We start from the raw sequence: 25,002 nt of genomic DNA, 5'->3' as shown, positions 1-25,002 counted from the left end.
ACTAAGTTATAATAACCAATTGTTCTCATGCAATTCGATTAATCCTACCCATTCATGATGTTTCAATGGGTAGCGCTCCTTGATAGCTATCAGCTCATTAGAGTCAGTTACAATTGCTAAAATGTCGATATCAATGATGACTACTCTATTTTTAGGTTGTGCCAAGTTTTGTATAATCTCATTAATTTCTAACTGATTAATTTTCTCAGCTTGATAAAAGTCTTGCTGTATTTGTTTTTCGATTACCTTACTGGATTTTACCAATTCACCTAAGCTTGGAGGATTTTGTTGATCGTTATGCAAACTATTTAGAATTAGATATCCACATTGATTGGTATAATCTGGTTTCGGTTTATCTGGCGTTGCCGTATAGTCAGGATTTGTGAATTCTGTTGACCAGTATGCTTGGTAGGCTATTGACTCAATAGAATCCCTAGCCTTATGCAGATGATAACTTGCCTGCTCATTACTACCTAATTCAACAATATAACCAATGGGACGGATTTGAGAAATTTCGACAAGAGATTGTATTTTAGAAATAATTTTACAATAAAAATCATGTTCTAGAGATGATGAGTTATTGAAATCGTTGTTTTGTTTTTTGCTTAGGCTATTTATATTACAATCTCTTTCAAAGCTATCTTTAGATAATTTTTTATTCGTCATAAATAGCCCATTCCATGCAGTGCAATATCCTTAAGTAATAACTTAAACGCAAAAAAGATTTGACATCTATTTTGGATTAAAAAATTTATTGATCAGATGATGCGATCCTAGTAATTTGCACCGCAACTAAATCTGCTTCTTTAATGGCATCAGGTTTAGCAACACTAACTTCGACTTCAGTGGTGTCATATTTATCCAAGATAAACTCTGCAATTAATTCAGCAAGTCGTTCTATGAGTAGCGCTTTGGTTTTTTGGCATAACTCGGTTATGTCATCACAAACTGCTTTATAATTAACGGCATCGTTGATGTCGTCAGATTTAGCTGCCTGACTGGTATCAGTTGCCATAGTTATATCTATTAATAAAGGCTGTTCAATAGCCCTTTCCCAGTCAAATACCCCTATCACAGCATTAACTTTTAAACCTTTAACTTTTACATAATCTACACTGCCTTCAGGTTTAATCATACAAGTTTACTCATTTATAAAAGGGGTTAAATACAACTTCTAATTTTTAAGGACTGGCTTTGTACTGAAGTTTTAAAATCAGTCAAAGCTGTGAATTAACTAATATCTGCTTCTTGAGTAATTTAGAGGGTCGATTTTGCCACAAATCAATACTAAATAAAAATAAACCAATCCAAATTAAACTAAATATCATTAACCTTTGAGCATCAAATGGTTCGTGATAATAAAAAACAGCCAATAGGAAAATCAGAGTTGGGGTCAAATAATTCATAAAACTTAATATGCTAAAGGCTACCATCTTAGTAGATTTGTTAAATAACAATAGCGGTATCAAAGTAATTGGACCGGCTAGCATTAAAAACCATATGTCACTACTAAACCAAAAAGATATAGAAGAGCTTGTCACTTTCGCAGTCATAAACCAATAAAGACAGATTGGCAGCAATAAGGCTGTTTCTAAAAATAAAGCGTCCAAAGCTTGTAGTGGCGTGCGTCGTTGCATCACGCCATAGACACTAAATGTCAGCGATAGGACTAAAGATACCCATGGTAGACTGCCTAACATATAAACTTGAATAAGTACTGAAGCAATTGCAAAGCCTACCGCAGTCCATTGCAAAGGCCGTAATTTTTCTTGTAAAAAGACTAATGACAATAAAATACCAATCAACGGACTGATAAAGTATCCCAAACTGGCTTCTAAAATTTGATTGGCATTTACCGCCCACACGTAAGTCAACCAATTGGCAGCAATGATAAGACTTGATATAAAAGTTATGACTATAAGACTTGGATTGGCTTTAACGGTAGTAATCCATTTCCAGCGTTTGGTTAAGATTAAAACAACACTAAGACAAACAAAAGTCCATACAATACGGTGACCTATAATTTCAACAGCATTGTAATTGCTAAGTTGCTTGAAGTAAAAAGGGAAACTACCCCATATTAAAAAAGCGACCAGAGCAGTAACAATACCCTTAGAAGTGGTTTGCACAATTGGCGTTTTAGAAGTGGCGGGTACAATGTTTTCAGAACGAAGGGATGACATATAAACAATCCGAAAAAAACTTACACAATGAATATGGGCAGGTTTACTTTTGATTTTATGGCAATTTGATTTTTATGGCTATTAGTAAGCTATTATATATCCTTAACCTTAACAAATGTATAATATATTGAATGTAATAAAGCATAACCATCCTAGTTGTAGGGTGGCTCTGCTTTTTTTAGATACAATAAACTTTAATAAGTTTAAATTTTCAAATCATCTTGGGAATCAGTATTGAAATCAATATAAAATCAATTTTATAAACAAACTTTATAAACATTAAGCTAATTTAGTTAAGCTGATTTAACGGCGATATTCATACCAATTGAATTACACAGTTCAGCAAATCCTGGGAAACTGGTATTGACGGTTTCAACACCTTCAATTTTAATAGTGTCATTTGCTCTTAAACTTGCTATAGAAAAGCTCATGGCTATACGGTGATCATGATGAGAATATATCTCGCCGCCGCCAAATACTGCCTCTGACTCACTGTTATCTCCCTTCCCTTCAATAATAATACCATCTTCAGTTACTGTGCAATTTACCCCCAATTGAATCAATCCTTCAGCCATGACTGCTATACGGTCAGACTCTTTAATACGTAACTCTTTTGCACCTGTCAGAACCGTTTGACCTTGCGCACAACTAGCGGCAATAAATAAAACTGGGAACTCGTCAATTGCTAAAGGTACAAACTCCTCTGGAATTTGAATGCCTTTAAGAGTCGCAGATTTTATAGTGATATCAGCAACCGGTTCATTTCCAACGTAGGTTTCATTGCTTATGGTGATATTAGCATTCATAAGCTTTAAGATATCTATTACACCCGTACGGGTTGGGTTCATACCTACTTTATTTATAGTAATTTCACTGTCTTTAGCAATTGACGCTGCTACCATAAAAAAGGCGGCTGACGAGATATCAGCTGGCACCGCTATATTGCAAGCTGTCATTTTGCCACCACCAATTACGCTAATTTTATTGCCCTCAACGTCTACATTATACCCAAATGCACTTAACATACGCTCAGTATGATCACGGCTAATTTCAGGTTGAATCACAGTGGTCTTACCCTCTGCCCATAAACCTGCCAATAATAAGCAAGATTTAACTTGTGCTGACGCAACAGGCATATCATAGGTAATACCTTTTAATTTACTGCCCCGTTTAGCGCTACCTGTAATACTGATTGGTGCGGTACCGCGCTCACCAGTAGTTTGAATGGTTGCACCCATCTCGCGCAAAGGCTTTGCCACACGTTCCATAGGGCGTTTTGATAAGCTGGCATCACCTGTCAGCACACTATCAAAAGACTGCGCTGCTAAAATCCCAGACAATAAGCGCATGGTGGTGCCTGAATTTCCCATATATAAAGGGGTATTACTTGGTTTAAGACCGTTAATACCTACGCCATGTATGGTAACTTCACCGTTTTCTGGTCCTTCAATAGTAACGCCCATGTCTCTAAATGCTTGCAAAGTAGCTAGAGCGTCTTCCCCTTCCAAAAACCCTGTTACTTTGGTAACGCCTTCTGCCAAGCTACCAAACATAATACTGCGATGCGAGATAGACTTATCGCCTGGAACATGAATACTGCCATTAATAGTAGTACTAGGGGTAATAATATATGCACTAGAAGCGTTAGATGACGTTGTCATAAAGTTGTCCGTATTAGAAGGGTCTGATAATTGTTTTGTGTAAGGGGTGCTGGTCAGCATATGACCGAAGTGTTTTCTTGCAGATTGGGCGCGTCCCAATAATCCAAGTAGCTCGGTAGAATCTTCATTATCTATCAAATTACGTAACTTTGCTAAGTAACTGCTGTATTCATCTAGAGCATTCAAAAGAGCTGGTTTATTGGCAATAAAAATATCATGCCACATCACAGGGTCACTGGCAGCGATTCGGGAAAAATCGCGAAAGCCACCGGCAGCATAACGAAATATATCCATATTGTCATCATGACTTGCCAGCTGCTCAACTAAATTAAAAGCAAGTAAATGGGGCAAATGACTGGTATAAGCTAATACTGCATCATGATGCTCTACATCCATGTTCATGATTTTAGCGCCTACGCTTTTCCAAAGCTTAGAGACCTTTTCTATAGCTTCAGGCTCAGTGCTTGTTAACTCACATATAATCAGACTGTGGTTAACAAATAAATTGCCACGACGGGCACTATAACCAGATTGTTCTGCACCAGCAATAGGATGTGCCGGTACAAATCCAATAGGTAACTCATGAAAGACTTTTTTGGCCGCATCAACAACATTTAATTTAGTGCTACTGACATCACTTATTACACAGTCGGCTTTAACTAAGCCTTTGTGCATGGCTTGTTCAATGTCCTCAAAGATCAAAGCCACCGTTTTGACCGGTACCGCAATAATAATACAATCACTTCCTTCTACTACATCAAGTAAAGAATCACTGCCTGCATCGATGACGTTGTCTTTCAAGGCCGCCTCAATACTTAAAGCATGACGATCTACCGCTACCAATCTTCCTACTAGCTGCCTGTCCTTTATAGCTTGCGCCAAGCTTGCACCAATTAATCCCAAACCAATAATACAAACTTGTTCAAACAGCATCTTTATTTAACCTATTTTTTATTGTGTTTTGATAGTATCGGAAATGATGTTTTAAGCGCTATAATTTCTATGAATATAAATCAAAACCTATCACTTAAAAATCATGAAAAGCCCAACTACATGGACTCTAAAGTATCTCGTAAGGTATCTATTAGACGCGTATTATCTTCAGGTGTGCCTACAGTAATACGCAACCACTCTTTAAGGCCATAAACTTCCAGCGGAAGCACAACAACCCCTTGTTCAAGTAAAGCTTGGCTTATAATGGTAGCATCGCCCACATTGACCATAACAAAATTAGCATATGACCTAATAAAACCCAATCCTAAAGCATCAAACTGCTTACAGAGCCAGCGCATTTGACCTTCATTAATTTTATGCACTTTAGCAATAAAATCTTGATCTGATAAAGCAGCAACAGCCGCTGACTGGGCCAATAGGTTAACATTGAAGGGCTGTCTCATACGATTTAGCAAGTCTGCAACCTTAGGATGACTTAACGCATAGCCAACTCGCAAACCTGCTAAACCATAAGCTTTAGAAAAAGTTCTAACAATAATAACATTATCAAACTCATCAATTAGCTTACGATTATTACTTTCAGGGGTGTACTCAACATAAGCTTCATCAAATACTATCAAAACATGCTTAGGCACTTGCTCTACAAAATTGCGAATCATTTCTTTAGATAATAATGTACCCGTTGGGTTATTGGGATTAGCAATAAAGACCATACGTACATTATCATTTTGTTGAACCGCTAGTAGCATTGCCTCTAAATCATGAGCATAACGTTTAGAAGGGATTTCTATGCCAGTTGCCCCATTCATCTTAGCTAGCATTGAATACATGGAGTACTCACTATAAACTATCGCATCCTTATGACTGACAAAAGTACGTGTAATAATGCCTAATAAATCCTCAGAACCATTACCCAGAGTTACTTGACTGCTATCGACATCATTGAACTCTGCCACTGCTTGCTTAAGTTTAAATCCATTACCATCAGGATAACGAGCTAACTGATCAAGCTGTTTAGTAATTGCCAACGTGACAAAAGGCGAACACCCCAATGGGTTTTCATTGCTGTCAAGCTTAAGAACATCATTAACCTCATAGTCTCGATTAAGCTCCTCAACAGATTTAACTGCTTGGTAAGCTTCTAATTCTAAGATACTGTCATGGGCTGGGGTTGAAAATGTTTTTACAGTCATGGTATTACCTAATTTCAAGACAAAGAACCAAAAGATGTTTTAATGGCTGTTAGATTTCTATTCATTTAAAGCTAAATAAACCAATATAATTTGCGTTATATTAGCAAGCTTATACTATATAACTGCTTGAGGGTAAGAGCCTAAAATTCTAACATCTCGAACCAATGGACGTATCTCATCAATAGCGGCTCGCACGTTTTCATCTTCGATATGACCTTCCATATCAATGAAAAACACATAGGCCCACTTATTAGGTCGTTCAGGACGAGTCTCAATGCTTGTCATCGAAACCCCATGTTTAGACAACGGTTGCAATATTTCTATTAATGCCCCTGCTTTATTATGCGCAGAAATCAAAATAGATGTTTTATCTTGTCCAGAAGGCGCGATATCTTCATGGCCAATAATTAAGAATCGAGTGGTGTTGCCAGGATTATCTTCAATGTTTTCGTGTAGCTTATGCAAGTCATATTCGGCCACAGCCACATCACCAGCAATAGCTGCAGAATGCCATTCATTTTTCAATCGGCGTGCAGCTTCACCATTACTTGAGACTTGAACCCGTTCTACATTAGGATAATTTACATCCAACCAATGTCGACATTGGGCCAACGATTGTTGATGAGAATAAATGCGGCTTAAGCTGTCAATTTTGGTATGCTCGGCGACTAAAAAGTTTTGATGAATAGGTAACTCTACCTCACCAATAATTTTTAATGAAGAGTTTAAAAAACCATCTAACGTATGGTTTACTACGCCTTCGGAAGAATTCTCTACCGGTACTACCCCATACATTGCTGAACCTGATTCAACTTCACGAAATACATCGGTAATAGTAGTCAATGGAACAGTGGTAGAGGCTTTGCCAAAATGCTTCAATGCTGCAGCATGGGTAAAGGTGCCGACTGGACCTAAAAATGCAATTTTCTGTGGTGCTTCTAAGTCTAAGCATACCGACATAATTTCACGAAACAAGCGAGCCATTTTTTCATCACTAATGGGACTGTCTGAAGCTTGATTTCGCTTCATAATATTTTTAAGTACCTGTGCTTCTCGTTCAGGGCGATAAAAGATAGGGTTTGAATTGACTTCACTAGAATGTTCTTTTTTAAATACTGCAACTTCTTGAGCCAACTTGGCTCTATTACTAATCAGTTGTAAAATTTCACCGTCCACTTGATCAATTTTTTGACGTAGTTCAACCAACACATTTTCTGGAGCATTAAATTGCTCAGTAGTTACAGACTCTTTAATACTGTCAAGCTTGTTATTTAGCTTAGTATCAAAGTTAGTGTCAGAGTTAATGCTTAGATTATCAGTAGGATTGTTAACGTCATTAATTGGACTGTTATCAGTGTTAATATCTTTATTTGTTGACGATGTCATAAAAAAGCCTATGGGTCATGTTATGATAGTTGGATACGGTACAAGACTTAATAAAGTAACTATAACAAACTTACGCTATGTTTAGATAGCGTCGTTTAAGTTGTAAAGACACTTCCTTTCCAAATATTATAAATTTTTGGATAAGTAGGTGTTTTTTAATGGATATTAATGTCAATAGATTATAATTTTTAATTAAATTATAGTTTTTAACAGGATATCGTTCTTTTTATAAATTATCTTAAGTTAGTTTAATACTCTGGCAAAATTAACGCTAGGGGTCAGCATTGATATTCATAATTTACAGCAGCTTCTTATTAAATATACTTCTTATTATAGTTTGCTAAACACTATAGTTTGCTAAATACAGTAGTTTGCTAAATATAGTATAAATAGTTGTGCTGATACCCTTGATACTTTTTAATCTCTTAGAATAAATTAGGAATAAATGATGAGTGCCTTATCACAATTACAAACCATGACTACTATTGTTGCAGATACGGGAGACTTAAGTGCCATAGCCCGTTTGAAACCTGTAGATGCCACAACCAATCCCAGTCTCATTACCAAAGCACTCACTCACCCTGATAAGCAGGCTATGCTTGCAGACTCTTTAAATCGTTATTCTAGTTACGGCATTAACATGATTGACAGGGTCATAGATGACTTAACGATTCAAGTGGGATGTGACATTCTTAAGTTAATAAACGGCCGTGTTTCTACTGAGGTTGATGCCAGATTATCTTATGATACAGAAGCGACCATTGCCAAGGCCCATGAATTTATGGATGCTTATGAGCGTGCCGGCGTGGATAAAGACCGTATTTTGATCAAAATTGCAGCCACATGGCAAGGCATAAAAGCAGCCGAACAATTAGAAAAAGAAGGCATTCATTGTAATCTAACGCTAATCTTTGGTCAGCATCAAGCTATTGCTTGTGCTGAAGCCGGCGTGACTTTAATCTCTCCATTTGTAGGCCGTATTCTTGATTGGCAAAAACGTGAAGAAAATCGTCAAATCATACCAGTTGATGAGGACATGGGTGTTCAGTCTGTAAAACGTACCTATCAGTATTACAAACAACATAATTATCACACGCAAGTAATGGGTGCAAGCTTTAGAAGTGTTGATCAGATTTTAGCGTTAGCAGGTTGTGACTTGTTAACCATTTCGCCTGAATTATTAGATGAATTATCTGCCTTAGACACTGTAGTAAATCAAGTATTGTCAGCAGATATGGCCAGTGAAACTATGTCAAAAGTCAGCCTAACTGTAGATCAGTTTAATGCAGAGTATGAAAAAGACAGTATTACTCAAACATTGTTACCTAAAGGCATCGAAGGCTTTATAGCTGCACGTGAAGAATTGGCAAAAGCTTTAAAACTGTTAGTTAAATAGTTCAGATAAGCCATTAAAATAAACTGAAAGAAATTCGCTGCATTAATTTATTTGTTTAATTAATTTTTAAAAAACTCTACCATTTTGTAGAGTTTTTTTATGCAGGTTTTAAATCTTTAATAACAATTACAATTAGTCTATAAAGATTGAATAAGACTAAATTAGAATTGCTTTAACCTTCTAGAACGGTATAAACAGGTACCGGAAAAGGCTTATGCAAATCTACCAAATCAAGTAATACCAATACGCCTGCTACGTCATGACCGGCTTCTTTGCACAGTTGGTAAGCTGTGGTTAAAGTACCACCGGTGGCCAAGATATCATCTACTAAAAGTATTTTTTTGGGCTGCATTCCACCTTGAATTTCTAAAGTATCACTGCCATATTCTAATGCATAAGATTTGTTGGCAACCGGAGGCGGAAGTTTGCCCGGCTTACGTAGTAGTATCATACCTTTTCCCAACCTGCCCGATAACAAACTGGCGAACACAAACCCTCGTGCTTCAATAGCAACAAAGCAATCAATCTGCTCTAATAGACCTTTTGGCAACGCTTGTAACATGGCGTCAATTACTTCATTGACATGGTCCAATAGCAATGGAGTTATATCATAAAATTCGATACCAGGTTTAGGAAAATCAGGAACCGTGCGAATAGCCTTCCACAGGACATGCTGTTTTGAGTGTTGATCAAGGTCATTATTCATTTTTGCACCAGAAGTAATTGAAGGATTTAAGGTACTTTTAGGATTATTACCCTTAAGAATTTTCAACATTTAATTAAAGCAAATCAAAATTAAAGCAAGTCAAAATTAAAGTAAAACAAAAAGCTTTTAAAAGGACAACATAGAGCGATATTATATAAATTCGATAATATAGCTACACAAGATGCCATTTTAACATATCAACCTCTGTTAGTCTTTTTATGAACCTATCACAAAAAAATCAAATACAGGTGTATACAGTTGTTTGTTATAATCAATGCCCAAATTTAAAGATTAACCTTATCGTATAGAGAATTATGTAATGAAAAAATGGGAATGTATAATTTGTGGCTGGATCTATGATGAAGAATTAGGCTGCCCTGAAGAAGGTATTGCCCCAGGGACCAAATGGGAAGATATTCCTGATGACTGGACTTGTCCAGAATGTGGTGTAGGTAAATTAGATTTTGAAATGCTTGAGTTTTAGTATACTTTAGAGTTTACTCTATTTTAATAATAGCTAAACTTTATCAAGTTGAATTAAGGGAATTAAAAAATGATGCAAAATAGTGCTATTGCCAAACACAATTGGTACCCCTCTCCTATTTCAAACTTGATGCAGCAAGCTATCATACCAGTTTCAAATGAAATCGAGCTATGTGTTGAGGTAGGCGGTAATCCTAAAAACCCACCTTTGCTTCTTATTATGGGCCTTGGTTCACAGCTTATCTTTTGGCCAGAAAGTTTTGTTAAACGTTTAATCGATGCCGGATTCTTCGTTATCCGTTTTGATAACCGTGATATTGGTTTATCTACCAAGATATCACGTTCAGACTTACCTAAAGCTAGTACTATAACTGCTATGATGAAGTTGCAACTGGGACTAGATAACTCCAAAACGCCAGTACCTTATCGTTTAAAAGATATGGCAGACGATACAGCTGGACTAATACAAGCTTTAGGATTTCGTCAAGTTCATGTGTTAGGGGCCTCAATGGGCGGAATTATTGCACAGCTTCTTGCAGCAACATATCCACATCTAGTAGATCGTTTAGCGCTTATATTCTCAACTCATAATAAACCTATGTTAGCGCCTCCTCGCCCCAAGCAACTTTTCACCCTTATCAAACGTCCTAAAAGTTATCAAGAAGCAGATATGGTTGAACATGGGAAATGGTTTATTAAAACCGTTGGTACGCAAGGGCATATAGATAAAGATGCTGTTGGAGAAGTTGCCAAATTGAGGTACCAACGCTGCTTTTATCCAATAGGTAGTTTACAACAATTACTAGCCATTTTAATGACAGGCTCTATAAGGCCTTATAGCAAAGAGATTAAAGCACCAACCTTAGTCATGCATGGCAGTTATGATGGCCTTCTTCCACCTTCGCATGGTCAAGCAGTTGCAAAGGATATCCCAAATGCTACCTTCAAGATGATAAAGGGTATGTCGCATGATTTACCTGAGTATTTTCAACCGTTTATTGTGGCTCAACTTGTCAAACATATGCTCAAGGTAAGTTAATTAAGCTATTAGTCGATTATTAAAATTGTCATAAAATTGACATTGTAATGCTCTAATCTTTTTAAATAATGGCCTTTCGTTAAGCCCTAATTTTAAAAGACTAGGTTTATTATGTCGAACACAGAGTCACTGTATAAAATTAAAACCAAACCCTCAAAATATGCTCATTTCATGCAAGCATATAAAATCAAAACCCCAAAGTATAAATTCTATTTAGAACGTGGTGGCAACGAGAACGATCCAATTGTACTATTAATAATGGGTTTGGGCGCTCAATCTCTAGTTTGGTCGAATGTATTTTGTCAACATCTTATCAATTGTGGCTTTCAAGTGATAAGGTTTGATAACCGCGATATTGGCAAATCTAGTAAGTTAAAGCATAAAAACAAAATGACTCAAGAATATAAATCTGTCTCCAAAAAGCTAGCCTTGTTGTCTAGATTTAAATTGGGACTACCTATAAGTATTGACGAAGACAGCATTCCTTATACCCTTTTTGATATGACAGAAGATGTAAATCAGCTATTGAACGCCTTAGAAATTAAAAAATGTTATGCAATTGGCATGTCGATGGGCGGTATGATTGCTCAAATCTTAGCCGCCGAACATCCAGATCGTATAGAAAAATTAGGGCTACTTGCTACCAGCAATAATAAACCTTTTTTACCTCCTCCAAAGCTTGATGCTCTTAGAGCTTTAACCAAACCTATAACAGATATCAAAGATGATGAAGAAATCATCGAAAATAATCTGCACTTACAACGAGTCATTGCCTCTCCAGATTTTTTTGATGAAACACGAGCCTTAAACCGTACCAAACTACTATTCGACCGCCGTTTTTACCCTAAGGGTGTAAGCCGCCAATTATTAGCCGTATTAGCAACAGGCTCGCTGGTGAATATTGATAAAAAAATAAAACAACCTACCTTAATTGTGCATGGTTCTAAAGATAGATTATTACCACCTGCACATGGTCAAAGTTTGTCAAAGACGATACCTCATGCAGATTTTATGTTGATTCCAGGATTGGGTCACGATATACCAGATACGCTAGCCCGATATTTGGCAAATTTATTTTCGGATCATTTTTCTAAAGATTCAGAAAATGCTATAGAAGACTCTCAAAACTAATCTATATAAAAAACTAATGTATATAAAAAAAGGCAGCTAACGATAACGTAGCTGCCTCCTATAAATCATTAACGATAGCTTAGCTGCTTAACTACGGTAATCTGCATTAATACTTACATAATCATGTGACAAATCACAGGTATACACGGTGTCTTTAGCTTCACCCGTACCTAAATCTATATTTATAGTGATTTCAGGTCGACTCATGACTTCCTGACCTTGTTGTTCAGTATAATTGGGATCAAGTTGGCCACGGGTACAGATTGCCACATCATCCAAAGTAACACTGACTTGATTGGCATCTAAATTCTTTGCCCCTGAATAGCCGACTGCAGCCACAATTCGACCCCAATTAGGATCACTAGCAAAAAATGCTGTCTTAACCAAAGGTGAATGTGCTACCGCATAGGCAACATCACAACAATCCTCAACTGTCTTACCTCCACTTACTTTAACCGTGATAAATTTGGTAGCCCCTTCTCCATCACGAACAATTAAGGTGGCCAAGCGTATAAAGACTTTTTTTAATGCTTCATATATAGCCTGATAATGCGGGTGATGCTCTGTATCAATCATGTTTGCCGTATCAGTACCAGTGGCGATTAAAACACAGCAGTCATTGGTTGAGGTATCGCCATCAATGGTAATACGATTGAAAGATAAATTAGTTAACTCTTTCAAGATTTGTTGTAATAAAGGTTTTGCAATGGGCGCATTAGTAGCAACGTAACCTAACATTGTGGCCATATTTGGACGAATCATGCCTGCGCCCTTTGAGATACCTGTAATTTGATAGCGAATTCCATTACTTACTTCTATTTGGGTACTAGCCACCTTAGGAATGGTATCTGTGGTTTTTATTGCATTAGCGGCTGCTAACCAATTATCGTGTGATAAATTTGCCAAGCAAGCATCTAACCCATTAATTATAGCTTCACTACTGATAACTTCGCCAATAACACCAGTTGAAAATGGCATAATCTGATTAATCGCTACTTCTGTTTTTGAAGCTAACGCTTCACACGTTTGCAAGGCACGTCGATAGCCTTCATCACCAGTAGCTGCATTGGCATTTCCGGTATTAATGAGTAAGTAGCGAACTGAATTATCAGAGGTGGCAAGCTGGCTTAAATGTTCGCGTACCAACAATACTGGTGCTGCACAGCATTTGTTACTAGTAGTAACGCAAGCAACAGCAGCCTTATCTCTTAATTTAAATACCACCAAATCATTACGTTTTTTATAGCGTATACCAGCAGCAGTAATGCCTATTTCTATACCATCAATGGCATGAATGACTTCTGGAGGTGCAATATTTCCTACTGGCATGAGTGCCCCTTTTTAATAGTTATTTATTATTTGATCAGTTATCTAATCAGTCATTTTTTATTAAATTAGTTTTTCATTGAGTTATTTATTAAATGAGTTATTCAATTATTTAAGGATTTATTGAATAAATTTGTTTAACAGTTGATTTTTAAATAAGAAATATTAAAATTCAAAAGAAGCCCAAATTGGCGCGTGATCGGAGGGCTTTTCCATAGCTCGTAACTCATAACTGATACCAGCATCGATACATTTGTCTTTAATGTCTTCTGTACATAAAATATGGTCAATTCTTAAACCACGTTTTGGATCATCATTGAAGCCACGACTACGGTAATCAAACCAGCTGAACTTTGCATTACAGTCTGGATTATAAATGCGATAGGTATCATATAAATTAAGCTTCATTAAATCACTATACCATTCACGCTCTTCAGGTAAAAATGATGTTTTTCCCGCCTTTAGCCAGCGCTCGGCATTCTTCTCGCCAATGCCGATATCGTTATCCTCAGGAGCTATATTCATATCACCCATAATAATTAAGGTACGTCCTTCTTTCTTTAAAGCATCAACATACCTATTTAATGAGGCGTAAAAGTCTTTTTTCATAGGAAATTTAATCTCGTGATCGCGGCTTTCTCCTTGTGGAAAATAGCCGTTTAACACATCAACTTCTTTACCATCAAACACATAACGGGCATGAATAAAGCGTTTTTGCGCATCATCAGCTTCATCTAGAAATCCTTTTTGTACAAATATAGGCTTAACTTTAGAAACCAAAGCCACTCCATAATGGGCTTTTTGACCAAAGTATTCGACATGATAACCTAATGCCTCAACCTCCATTAATGGAAACTGTTCATCATGTACTTTGGTTTCTTGAATGCCCATAACATCTGGGTCAATTATATCTTTGACCGCTTCTAATTGATGTTGACGAGCTCTAATGCCATTTATATTAAAACTGACAAAACGGATCATAAACCTAAATTTCCCAAGGTAAAATGTAAACTGCAAATTATTATTATCTTTTAATAAATACTTATAAAATTACTTTATGGCAGTAATCGTTTAATCTTCCAAGTATCTTTATTCAAATCTTTAGTGTATAAAATTCTATCATGGAGTCTATTGGGTCTGCCTTGCCAAAACTCTATTTGTGTAGCTGTAATTTGATAACCACCCCAAAAATCAGGCGTAGGCACACTACCTTTAGCATACTGCTGCTTTAATTGCTCAAATTTATTATCCATAGTATCACGACTGTCAACTTCTCCACTTTGGGGCTGACTTACCCAAGCGCCTATCTGACTCTCATAGGGTCGTTTTTGGAAGTAAGCGTCTGTTTTGGCTCTATCGATTTTAGCAATAGTGCCACGAATCCTAACTTGGCGCTGCATATCATGCCAGAAAAAAAGGCTTTCAGCATGCGGATTTTGTTCGATATCCTCACCTTTATTGCTCAAGTAGTTGGTATAAAACACTATCCCTTTGGCATTAATCTCACGTACTAAAACCGTTCTAACTGCTGGCAGGTTATCTGAACCACATGTAGCCAAACTAATAGCATAAGGCTCGGGTATATTTAGATCAAACGCTTCGTTTATCCATAAGTTTAACAATTCAATTGGATTATCAATCAATACTGCTTCATGCAACTCGCCCTTTTCGTATGACACTCTTTGATCGCTAAAATCCATACATCCCCCTACAACTTGCATAAAATAGTGACAATAAAATACTGGCTATAAAATAATTCCAATCGGCATTTTTTCAATATATCACCGATAATATAATTAGTTTATAAATATCAATAATTACCGTGACAATAATAAGTTTAATAGTTTTAACTGTGGTAGTAATGTGCCATAAATTAAATTATTAGCCGTTAATACTTTATACCATTAACCCATAACTGCTTTTACTTTGTCAGCTAGCTTATCAGCTAATTCTGTACACTCTTTGGCATTGTCTAATTCAACCATAACTCGAATTAACGGCTCTGTGCCAGATTTACGAATCAAAATTCTTCCGCGTCCTTCTATATTTTGAGTAGCTTCATCAAAGGCTTTTACCAACTCAGGGAAATCATAAGGATCTGCCATCTTTTCAAGTCTTACATTAACCAAGTTCTGAGGCAATAACTTAAACCCCTCAGTTAACTGGCTTAGTGATTTATTTGATTGAGCCATAACAGCCAATACTTGTAGGCCAGCTATAATGGCATCACCAGTACGGCTTTTATCCAAGCATAAGATATGACCTGAAGGCTCACCGCCTAAAATCCAATCATTCTCTTCAAGCGCTTGCATCACATATCTATCACCAACCTTAGCTCTTTTTAATTCAATGCCTTCGGCTTCAAGAGCCAGTTGCAGTCCCATATTGCTCATTTGAGTGCCTACCACACCAGTGGCTTTGGTTTCGGTCTTAGTGGCTAAAATATACAAGATACCATCGCCATCTACCAACTCACCCTTTTCATCGACCATGATGATACGATCACCGTCACCATCTAATGAAATACCCACATCGGCTTTATGAGCGATTACTGCTTGTTGAATCGCTTCTGGATAAGTTGAACCACATTTATCATTGATATTAATACCATCAGGAGTGTTATGAATCGCAATGACTTCAGCACCTAGTTCACGTAAAACTCGTGGTCCTACGCTATATCCTGAACCATTAGCACAATCGATAACAATGGTTAAATGCGACAAATCAATTTTATAGGGAAAGCTACCTTTACAAAATTCAATATATCGACCTTTTGCATCATTAATTCTAAAATGCTTACCTAGCTGAGCAGGATTCTCTTGAGTATAGTCAACATGACCTTCAACAATGCCCTTTAGTTTAAGATTAATAGCCTCTTGAATCTCATCGCTAATCTTGCGCCCATCAGCAGCAAAGAACTTAATACCATTGTCATAATATGGATTGTGCGAAGCTGAAATAACCACGCCAGCATCTGCACTAAAACTACGTGTTAAATGAGCAATTGCAGGGGTCGGTAAAGGACCAACCATATGTACATCAACCCCTGCAGAGTTGAAACCTGCTTGTAAAGCCGCCTCTAGTACATAGCCTGATAAACGTGTGTCTTTACCAATAACCACGCTGGGTTTCTTTTTTGAATCAGACATCTGCTGTACCAGTACTTGCCCAGTCATATAACCTAACTTTAAAACAAAATCTGGTGTGATAGGAAACTTCCCAAAAAGACCACGAATGCCATCTGTACCGAAATAACTCATATAATCCTCAATAATCAGCCAATAATTCTATCAAAATAAATCAAATATAATATCTTATAATATACTACAAAAAAAAGACCAAAAGATATGTCTTTTGGTCTTATTGGCTATCAGTTAAGAAGCCTCGAAACAGTTTTGGTAATTAAAACTCTATCCAATTTTTATTTAGATGTTCACTATAAAGTAACGATTTAATAGGAGCAACTATCACTGAGCAATTATGAATTAATAAATACTCAAATTAGCTAACTCGATAATTAGGCGCTTCTTTAGTGATTTGCACATCATGTACATGTGACTCTTTCATACCGGCTGAAGTAACTCTTATAAATTCAGGTTTACTGCGCATTTCTTCAATTGTGGCACAACCGGTATATCCCATTGAAGAGCGTAACCCGCCAACCAATTGGTTAACGATACCACTAACAGGCCCTTTATAAGGAACACGTCCTTCGATACCTTCAGGTACGAGCTTCTCAACACCATCTTTAGCATCTTGGAAGTAACGGTCTGATGAACCATTTGAACCAGACATAGCACCTAAGCTACCCATGCCTCGATAAGCTTTATAATAACGCCCTTGGAACAATTCAACTTCACCAGGCGCTTCTTCAGTTCCTGCCAATAATGAACCTACCATAATACATGAAGCACCAGCAGCGATAGCTTTAGCCATATCACCAGAGTAACGAATTCCTCCATCAGCAATTAATGGAATACTGTCTTTAAGCGCAGAAGCTACGTTATCAATTGCTGAAATTTGAGGCACACCAATACCAGCGATAATTCTAGTAGTACAGATTGAACCTGGACCAATACCTACTTTGACAGCATTAGCACCCGCATCACGTAAAGCAAGAGCGGCATCACCAGTAGCTATATTGCCACCTATTACTTGAAGATGCGGGAAGTTCTTTTTCACCCAGCTTACTTTGTCTATAACACCTTGCGAGTGACCATGAGCAGTGTCTATCACTATGACGTCTACATCAGCTTCAACCAAAGCTTCAACGCGAGCTTGAGTATCCGCACCAGTACCAACCGCAGCGCCCACACGTAAACGCCCTTTAGAATCTTTACAAGCATTAGGGTTGTTCTCAGCTTTGGTAAAGTCATTCACTGTAATCATGCCTTTTAAGCCAAAGTTATCATCTACAACCAACACTTTTTCAATACGGTGTTCATGAAGTAGCTTTTTGATATTTTCGTTGGTTTCGCCTTCTTTGACGGTAACCAGCTTATCCTGAGGAGTCATGACATTACAGACAGGTTGGTTGTGATTGGTTTCAAAACGTACATCACGGTGGGTCACAATACCAACAACTTTTCCACTACCTTGTTCAACAACTGGCACACCAGAGATGTTATTTTCCTTAGTGATACGAAGCAGCTCACCAACCGTAATATCAGGGGTTACAGTAATTGGATCAACCACAGTACCGGCTTCAAATTTTTTGACACGACGTACTTGCATGGCTTGACGGTCGATGTCCATATTTTTATGCACTATACCTAAACCACCTAGTTGAGCCATGGTGATTGCCATTTGCGATTCTGTTACGGTATCCATTGCAGCAGATATAATAGGAAGATTTAAAGAAATCTCATCAGTTAATCTCGTCGTCAATGAAGCTGATTTTGGCAACACGTTTGAATACGCTGGTAGGAGTAAAACATCATCAAAAGTTAGGGCATCATCTACGATTCGTAACATACAGACCTCTTGGCTAGGTAAAATAAGCAGCCTATTATAACAAATTTATTACTAGAATGAGCATATGAATTTGTGCTAATACCTACTTTAGTTAGGCTTTAAGTTATTATTTATTATAATTATTAACGATTAAATTAGAGTCTGATACAAAGCAAAAAGATTTAGCACTTATCTATTAAGCACCTATCTATTAAGCACCTATCTATTAAGCACCTATCTATTAAGCACCTATCTATTTAGCACCTCTCTATTAAGCTACTATCTATTCAGCAACTACCTTTCAAATACGTCGCCATGTAGTGCCTTGTTTGCTATCTTCAAGTTCAATATTGTTTTGTTGCAGTAAATTACGAATTTCATCAGCACGAGCAAAGTCCTTATTGGCTTTTGCATCATTACGCTCTTGAATCAATTGATCAATTTGATCATCGCTCATTTGACCTTCACCTACTACCCCTATTTGCGCCTGAAGAAAATCAGTGGGGCTAAGTTGACCGATATTCAATGTGGCAGCCAGTGATTTTAAAGTTACTACAGCTGCCTTTAATTTAACGATAGATTGGGCATCATCCATCTCACGAGACAATTTATTGACTTCTTTGGCTAAGCTAAATAGAACACTTAGTGCTTGTGGTGTATTGAAGTCATCATTCATTGCTTCAATAAACTCTCTAGTATAATCATTTACTGCGTCTTGAGCCTCCGCAGTCATGTCTAGCGCATCGTCTGAATTTACTTGTAATGATGCTTCTGCCGCTTTGAGTGCTTGATAAACTCGGGTTAATCCAGAGTGTGAATCCTTTAATGCTGCATCAGAGAAGTTAACCTGACTACGATAATGACTTGATAAAATAAAGAAACGAATGGTTTCTGGGTGGAACTTTTTCATTACCTCACGAATGGTAAAGAAGTTGCCTAAGGATTTAGACATTTTTTCACCATCTACATTGATAAAGCCCACGTGCATCCAGTTATTGGCATAAGTACAGCCTGTAGCAGCTTCTGACTGTGCTATTTCATTTTCATGATGAGGAAACTGCAAGTCATGGCCACCGCCATGAATATCAAAGCTGTTCCCTAAGCATTTGGTAGACATAGCAGAACATTCAATGTGCCATCCTGGACGACCCCCACCCCAGTTAGAATCCCACTGCGGCTCACCTGGTTTTGCCGCCTTCCACAATACGAAATCAAATGGATTTTTCTTATCAGTATCGACATCGACTCTCGAGCCTGCCTGCAGATCCTCTAACTTTCTTTTTGACAGTTTGCCATAATCCTCAAAGCTATCAACCGCATAATAAACGTCACCGTTTGAGGCAGCATAAGCATGTTGCTTTTGCTCAAGCGTATCAATCATCAGTAACATATCGTCAATATGGTGGGTGGCACGTGGCTCTGAATCTGGACTTTCACAACCTAGGGCGGTAGCATCTTCACGCATTGCTTTGATAAATCGCTCGGTCAATTGGTTAATTTCTTCACCATTTTCATTAGCACGGGCAATAATTTTATCGTCAATGTCGGTGATATTACGTACATAATTCACCTCAAATCCAATAGCTCGCAACCACCGTGATATCACATCAAATGCCACCATCACTCGAGCATGACCAATATGGCAGTAATCATAAACCGTCATTCCACACACATACATTCCCACTTTACCCGTTTGTAATGGCTCAAAGCTACGTTTTTGAGTGGTCATTGAATCATATATCTTCAATGTAGGCTGACTTTTAAGCAATTGATCATGTAGGAATTTAGGGGTTTGCACAAGTTTTGCAGATACTGACATAGTAAAACCTTTTAATTAAAGCCGTTTATAAATACAAGGTATATAGATGTATATATTAAATAAGTAGGCTCATATTACCTAAGCTTGGGTAAAATTGCTATATTTCATCAGCATGGGATATGATGCGACTGTATTTTTTATGAAAACCAACATTTTATAAAAACAAATATTTATAAAACCAACAACAATTTGAATGGAGAGATAATTATGGGCAATCGACTTACGAAAATTTATACCCGTACTGGAGACAATGGCACTACAGGCATGGCAGATGGTAGTCGACTTAGCAAATCAAATCAGCTTTTTGTGGTTATGGGTGATGTAGACGAATTAAATGCTCACATAGGTATGATATTGGCACAGATTGATGCTTTATCAACACAAAAAGCGTCTGTCTTTAGCAATCTTAAAAATAGCTTAAGTATAGTCCAACATCTATTGTTTAATATTGGCGGTGAACTGGCGATGCCTGAATATAAAGGTATTAATGAAAGCCATATAACTTGGCTCGAATCTGAAATCGATGCTTTTAATGAACACTTGCCAGCTTTAAAGGACTTTATACTACCTGCCGGTTCATTGCTGGTCAGTCAAACTCATATTGCACGTACCGTTTGTCGCCGTGCTGAACGTCAGGCTGTCAATTTACATCTAAACAATGACCAAGCTATATCTTCAAATGCTTTAAAACTATTGAATCGTTTATCAGACTGGTTATTCGTCTTATCTAGATATTGCGCTAAAGTTGAAGGTTCAGGCGAAGTATTGTGGGACAAAACTATTTTAGACAAATTTGACCAATAGATTAAATTTATTAATCATATATCAAAAAAGGTCAGACGTTTAAAACGCCTGACCTCATCTATTTGTTAGTAACTTATGATAATCAACATATTGTTATTAGGTTAATTACTTTATATCAAAACTACACTTACAAAGCCATATCTGCAAATTAAAACCATGTGAATTTATAGCTATGTATAGTTATAAAATAATCAATTAATAAGTACCTTCTTCCTCGACTATAACCATATCAATATTATCGTCTTTGGCTGCAGTTAATGGCTTATCTTTTTCAACAGGTTTGGCAGTGACAGCTTGGCTATCCTTTTGTACTGTTGAAGGTTTACTAGATTTGGCCTTATCAGAAGATTCAGCAGGTTTTTCTGCGGGCTGAGACTGGCGAACAGGGGCTTTTTGCTTTTGTTCTGGCTCAGGACGCACACGTGGTGCAGATCGCTGTTTTGGCTCAGCAGGTAATGTTGGAGCAGGTCTTACTTTAATAGTATTAGGCGCTGAAGTGCGAGCATCGATAACTGATTGATACTGTGATTTTGCTATAACATCTGCAGCTGCCAATAAGATTGAAGGTTGTCCCACTAATCGAGCCACTGCCTGACCACCTTGCATGCCAACAATGTAATTGAAGTTGTCACTAACCAGCATATTATTATTGAGCACAATGCCTTCTGAACGTAATAAATCATCAAGACTACGGTCTTCTACGCGCTTATATACTCTATCCGCACGAGTTACATCTTGATTTGGTAAAGTTAAACTTAAGCTAGCACTACAAGTTAACATACCTTTTGAATTAGCTTCTTGAATAACTTTTGGATTGGCTATATCCACCAGTACCGAGCCAACTGAATCTTTGACATCCGTCAAACTCAATGTTTCGCCATTACTATCTGCATAGTTATTAAATAGGTTTTGAGTCTGAGAGCCTAAAGAGGACTGTATAGAATGAGTCAATTGCGTTAAAGCCATTTGATCATCACATTGAACCACAGGAGCAGTAGTGACTACCTCAACTTTAGTCTTTTCAGATTTTTCAGTAGACTCCTCTTTTTTGCTACACCCAACGGCAGTTAATCCGCATAGTAACAATACGCCCACTAAATTTATAGGACGTGAACCACAATCAAAACTCAACTTCATCATAACCTCTTTAAAGACCGCCATGGCATTCTTACAGTAAACAATAATAACTAAAATCACTGATGATCGTGAATTAAGAAAATATTTGAATAGAAATCTAATTATATATAATGTTGCGTATTATACGTCATAGCATAGACATTTGATAATCCTTATTACTTAAAGGTGATATTAATCTACACTATTCTTATTATATATCTATATCTTGTAAAATATTAATGTTAAGTAAAATTTAATTTAATCTTGAAAATTATCTTACTTTTAAAGGGAATAGCTATGACTTCTTTAAATACTTTACTACAAACAAATCCCACTTCTCTGCTAGGTCATAGAGGCGCACGTGGTGAACGTTTTGAAAATAGCAAAGAAGGTTTTGAATTTATTCAAAACTTAGCTACTCACTCTGAAGGTAAACTTGTAGGTATTGAGTTTGATGTACAACTAACTAAAGATGGCGAACTTATTGTATTTCATGATGAAGATTTAACTAGGCTATTTAATCGTCAGTCTAGGATAGATCAGCTATCGGCTGAAGAAATTCAGCGTATTTGTCACATCCCTATCAACGTATCGTATAAAAGTTTCGAATTTTTTAACAATAGCCAAAGATCATCAAATTCTAAACCCGAATTATTCAATCAATCAGTGCAACATGTTTATCCCTATAAAAAGCACTCTATTATGTTGCTAAAGCATATGCCTAAGATGCTTCAAGGTTATTCTCATATTGAGTTAGAGGTCAAAACTCATTGTCGCACTGACTATGCAAAGATGGTTGATTCATTAAAGAGTTGTTTACTCGACCAAATTTTTAAAGATTTACCAATTATTCTAACTAGTTTTGACGTGGCGTTACATCAGCATTTACAACATGATGTTGAGCTTAGCTTATATAGAAGAGGCTTACTTGTTGAGCCTGCTTCATCTAATCTAACTGAGGAGTTGTTTAAAAATAGTTTGCAGGTATGCTCTGGTATCATATCCCCTAATAATAATACAATAACCCTAAATGAAAACTGCCTAATGAGCACTGGGCAAGCGTTTAGCAATACTATTTCATTAGCATTAAGACTGGGATGTACATCCATTGGATTATTTTACCCGATATTTAATGAAAATTTTATTGGTGAATGCCATAAATACGGATTAACTACAACAGCTTGGACGGTCAACAATGTTGAATATGCCAAAACTTTGGTTCAGCTGGGTGTGGATTATTTAATTACTGACTACCCCTCTATTTTTTTGAGAAGTTGATTATTTTTTTGAAATATTAATATTTTATGAGTTATCTAATCAGATCATACTTCATTTAATGACTAGTAAATTATTTTGCCTCAAAATCTGTTCAATTATTTGTTGCCATGCTATTTATCAAATGTTATATAAAAGTAATAAAGCCCTTATAGCATTAATTCTTGATATAAATCCAGTGCATAACTGTTCACTTTAGTGTCTATTTAAGGTATTCTAACTATAGCAAGACCGTCATGGAAATTTTTAATTTAGTAAGGATGCTTTAAGAATGCAAACGAAAGTTACGAGTCTTTTGACTTATATTGGCGCTATTGGTTTAGGTGCTTTAGGTATAGGTATAATAAGTAGAGTCTCATTAAATAATGCCAAAAAAATTGGTAAATCTAATTCAAAATTAATCAATACAGACTTAAATAGTACAAACATAAATGGTCACTCTGACAATGATAAATTGGCTTTGCAACCATTAAATAGTAATGAGCTTGCTTTTGAAAATGCTCCTATAAATTGGATACCAGCAACATTTTTGGTGGCTACTCCAATTGCTGCTGCAATTATTGCGCCTTGGTACTTAGCCACTCATCACGTAAGTACTAAAGTTTGGCTTACTTTTGGTGCAGTTGGCATCTGGACAGGCATGAGTATTACAACAGGCTATCATAGATTGATGTCGCATCGTGCTTATAAAGCACATCCTGCAGTACGTAACTTTTTTTTAGTTGGAGCAACCTTAGCAGTGCAAGGTTCAGCCTTTGATTGGTGTTCTGGACATAGAACGCATCACAGATATGTTGATGACCCAATGGAAGATCCTTATTCAGCAAAACGAGGTTTTTGGTTTAGTCATATAGGATGGATGTTGAGAAATTATCCAAGTGGTAAATTTGATTATAAAAACATACCCGATCTCACCAAAGATAAAGTGCTGCAAATCCAACATAAGTACTATGGCATATGGGTCTTGTTGGCCAACGTAGGACTAATTGGTGCCTTGGGCTGGCTGATTGGAGATGTATGGGGAACCTTGTTATTAGCTGGCTTGGTACGACTGGTTATCAATCATCATTTAACCTTCTTTATTAACTCTTTATGTCATATGTTTGGCACTCGCCCTTATACCGATACCAATACTGCCAGAGATAATTTTATATTAGCCCTACCCACCTGGGGCGAAGGCTATCATAACTATCATCACTTTTTTCAATATGACTATCGCAATGGCGTTAAGTGGTGGCAGTATGACCCCACCAAATGGTTAATTGCCGCTTTAGCTAAATTAGGTTTGGCTTCTGATTTACGAACTGTAGATGACATGACTATCAAACATGCAGAAGTAGACATGATGTTTAAACGTGCTCAAAAACGAATCTCAAAAATGACTAACGAAGATGGCATAATAATAGATATGGATTTACCACGTAGCTTTCAAAAATTTAGTGACCGTGTCCATTTTGAATTTGAGATGTTTAATGATACGGTAAAAGAATGGCAAGATTTAAAAACCAAAGCCATGCAATTGAAAAAAACTGAATTTGCTGAACGGTTACATGAGGTGGATGATGTATTAAAATCTC

Annotated in this window: 21 protein-coding genes; 7 read left to right on the top strand and 14 right to left on the bottom strand. The window is 36.9% G+C overall.

Annotation, left to right across the window (positions count from 1 at the left end):
* Positions 1 to 6: 6 nt before the first annotated feature.
* From QZ265_RS02320 to pheA, 6 genes are all read right to left on the bottom strand, one after another.
* Positions 7 to 666: a hypothetical protein gene (locus QZ265_RS02320; protein ID WP_296403008.1), complete on the bottom strand. Its 660-nt coding sequence runs from the start codon at positions 664 to 666 to the stop codon at positions 7 to 9.
* Between the two features lie 85 nt (positions 667 to 751).
* Positions 752 to 1,135, bottom strand: a complete 384-nt coding sequence (gene folB, locus QZ265_RS02315; protein ID WP_296403007.1) for a dihydroneopterin aldolase — start codon at positions 1,133 to 1,135, stop codon at positions 752 to 754.
* A gap of 82 nt (positions 1,136 to 1,217) precedes the next feature.
* A complete protein-coding gene (gene rarD / locus QZ265_RS02310) occupies positions 1,218 to 2,183 on the bottom strand; it encodes an EamA family transporter RarD (protein ID WP_296403004.1) in 966 nt (321 codons plus the stop codon).
* Positions 2,184 to 2,476: 293 nt separating this feature from the next.
* Entirely contained in the window at positions 2,477 to 4,777 is a 2,301-nt protein-coding gene (locus tag QZ265_RS02305; protein ID WP_296403002.1) for a bifunctional prephenate dehydrogenase/3-phosphoshikimate 1-carboxyvinyltransferase, read from the bottom strand.
* A gap of 116 nt (positions 4,778 to 4,893) precedes the next feature.
* Positions 4,894 to 5,991 (bottom strand): histidinol-phosphate transaminase, encoded by a 1,098-nt coding sequence (hisC, locus tag QZ265_RS02300; protein WP_296403000.1) that lies wholly within the window; start codon positions 5,989 to 5,991, stop codon positions 4,894 to 4,896.
* A gap of 114 nt (positions 5,992 to 6,105) precedes the next feature.
* Positions 6,106 to 7,377, bottom strand: coding sequence for a prephenate dehydratase (pheA, locus tag QZ265_RS02295; protein ID WP_296402999.1), 1,272 nt, complete (start codon positions 7,375 to 7,377; stop codon positions 6,106 to 6,108).
* A gap of 448 nt (positions 7,378 to 7,825) precedes the next feature.
* Here pheA and QZ265_RS02290 point away from each other — a divergent pair, with 448 nt between their 5' ends.
* Positions 7,826 to 8,773, top strand: coding sequence for a transaldolase (locus QZ265_RS02290; RefSeq protein ID WP_296402997.1), 948 nt, complete (start codon positions 7,826 to 7,828; stop codon positions 8,771 to 8,773).
* 172 nt (positions 8,774 to 8,945) lie between these two features.
* On the opposite strand, the gene QZ265_RS02285 is transcribed toward QZ265_RS02290, so the two are convergent.
* Positions 8,946 to 9,479: an adenine phosphoribosyltransferase gene (locus QZ265_RS02285; RefSeq protein WP_296402995.1), complete on the bottom strand. Its 534-nt coding sequence runs from the start codon at positions 9,477 to 9,479 to the stop codon at positions 8,946 to 8,948.
* A 319-nt stretch (positions 9,480 to 9,798) separates the two neighbouring features.
* On the opposite strand from QZ265_RS02285, the gene QZ265_RS02280 reads away from it, so the two are divergent.
* The 3 genes from QZ265_RS02280 to QZ265_RS02270 all read left to right on the top strand — a co-directional run bounded on the left by QZ265_RS02280 (position 9,799) and on the right by QZ265_RS02270 (position 12,132).
* A complete protein-coding gene (locus tag QZ265_RS02280; protein WP_296402993.1) occupies positions 9,799 to 9,963 on the top strand; it encodes a rubredoxin in 165 nt (54 codons plus the stop codon).
* Between the two features lie 69 nt (positions 9,964 to 10,032).
* The gene (locus tag QZ265_RS02275; RefSeq protein ID WP_296402991.1) at positions 10,033 to 11,001 is read left to right on the top strand and encodes an alpha/beta hydrolase; all 969 of its coding nucleotides are present in this window, start codon (positions 10,033 to 10,035) and stop codon (positions 10,999 to 11,001) included.
* A gap of 111 nt (positions 11,002 to 11,112) precedes the next feature.
* A complete protein-coding gene (locus tag QZ265_RS02270; protein WP_296402989.1) occupies positions 11,113 to 12,132 on the top strand; it encodes an alpha/beta hydrolase in 1,020 nt (339 codons plus the stop codon).
* 87 nt (positions 12,133 to 12,219) lie between these two features.
* Here QZ265_RS02270 and argJ read toward each other — a convergent pair whose 3' ends face one another.
* From argJ to cysS, 6 genes are all read right to left on the bottom strand, one after another.
* Positions 12,220 to 13,461 (bottom strand): bifunctional glutamate N-acetyltransferase/amino-acid acetyltransferase ArgJ, encoded by a 1,242-nt coding sequence (argJ, locus tag QZ265_RS02265; protein ID WP_296402987.1) that lies wholly within the window; start codon positions 13,459 to 13,461, stop codon positions 12,220 to 12,222.
* A 162-nt stretch (positions 13,462 to 13,623) separates the two neighbouring features.
* Positions 13,624 to 14,439: an exodeoxyribonuclease III gene (xthA, locus tag QZ265_RS02260; RefSeq protein WP_296402985.1), complete on the bottom strand. Its 816-nt coding sequence runs from the start codon at positions 14,437 to 14,439 to the stop codon at positions 13,624 to 13,626.
* A 74-nt stretch (positions 14,440 to 14,513) separates the two neighbouring features.
* Entirely contained in the window at positions 14,514 to 15,158 is a 645-nt protein-coding gene (gene pdxH, locus QZ265_RS02255; protein WP_296402983.1) for a pyridoxamine 5'-phosphate oxidase, read from the bottom strand.
* 204 nt (positions 15,159 to 15,362) lie between these two features.
* The gene (gene glmM, locus QZ265_RS02250) at positions 15,363 to 16,718 is read right to left on the bottom strand and encodes a phosphoglucosamine mutase (protein WP_296402981.1); all 1,356 of its coding nucleotides are present in this window, start codon (positions 16,716 to 16,718) and stop codon (positions 15,363 to 15,365) included.
* 241 nt (positions 16,719 to 16,959) lie between these two features.
* Positions 16,960 to 18,432: an IMP dehydrogenase gene (guaB, locus tag QZ265_RS02245; protein WP_296402979.1), complete on the bottom strand. Its 1,473-nt coding sequence runs from the start codon at positions 18,430 to 18,432 to the stop codon at positions 16,960 to 16,962.
* 280 nt (positions 18,433 to 18,712) lie between these two features.
* Positions 18,713 to 20,230, bottom strand: coding sequence for a cysteine--tRNA ligase (gene cysS, locus QZ265_RS02240; protein WP_296402977.1), 1,518 nt, complete (start codon positions 20,228 to 20,230; stop codon positions 18,713 to 18,715).
* Between the two features lie 207 nt (positions 20,231 to 20,437).
* Here cysS and QZ265_RS02235 point away from each other — a divergent pair, with 207 nt between their 5' ends.
* Entirely contained in the window at positions 20,438 to 21,034 is a 597-nt protein-coding gene (locus QZ265_RS02235) for a cob(I)yrinic acid a,c-diamide adenosyltransferase (RefSeq protein ID WP_296402975.1), read from the top strand.
* A 195-nt stretch (positions 21,035 to 21,229) separates the two neighbouring features.
* On the opposite strand, the gene QZ265_RS02230 is transcribed toward QZ265_RS02235, so the two are convergent.
* A complete protein-coding gene (locus QZ265_RS02230; RefSeq protein ID WP_296402973.1) occupies positions 21,230 to 22,195 on the bottom strand; it encodes a hypothetical protein in 966 nt (321 codons plus the stop codon).
* A 252-nt stretch (positions 22,196 to 22,447) separates the two neighbouring features.
* On the opposite strand from QZ265_RS02230, the gene QZ265_RS02225 reads away from it, so the two are divergent.
* Both QZ265_RS02225 and QZ265_RS02220 read left to right on the top strand, forming a co-directional pair.
* On the top strand, positions 22,448 to 23,428 hold the full coding sequence (locus tag QZ265_RS02225; RefSeq protein ID WP_296402971.1) for a glycerophosphodiester phosphodiesterase: 981 nt from the start codon (positions 22,448 to 22,450) through the stop codon (positions 23,426 to 23,428).
* Between the two features lie 268 nt (positions 23,429 to 23,696).
* Positions 23,697 to 25,002: fatty acid desaturase (locus tag QZ265_RS02220; RefSeq protein ID WP_296402969.1), on the top strand; the 1,306-nt coding region annotated here is incomplete at its 3' end.

The organism is Psychrobacter sp., from assembly GCF_018260395.1.
Lineage (GTDB): Bacteria > Pseudomonadota > Gammaproteobacteria > Pseudomonadales > Moraxellaceae > Psychrobacter.
Note: the sequence above shows the minus strand (reverse complement) of the source record. Positions and strands in the feature narration are given on the sequence as shown.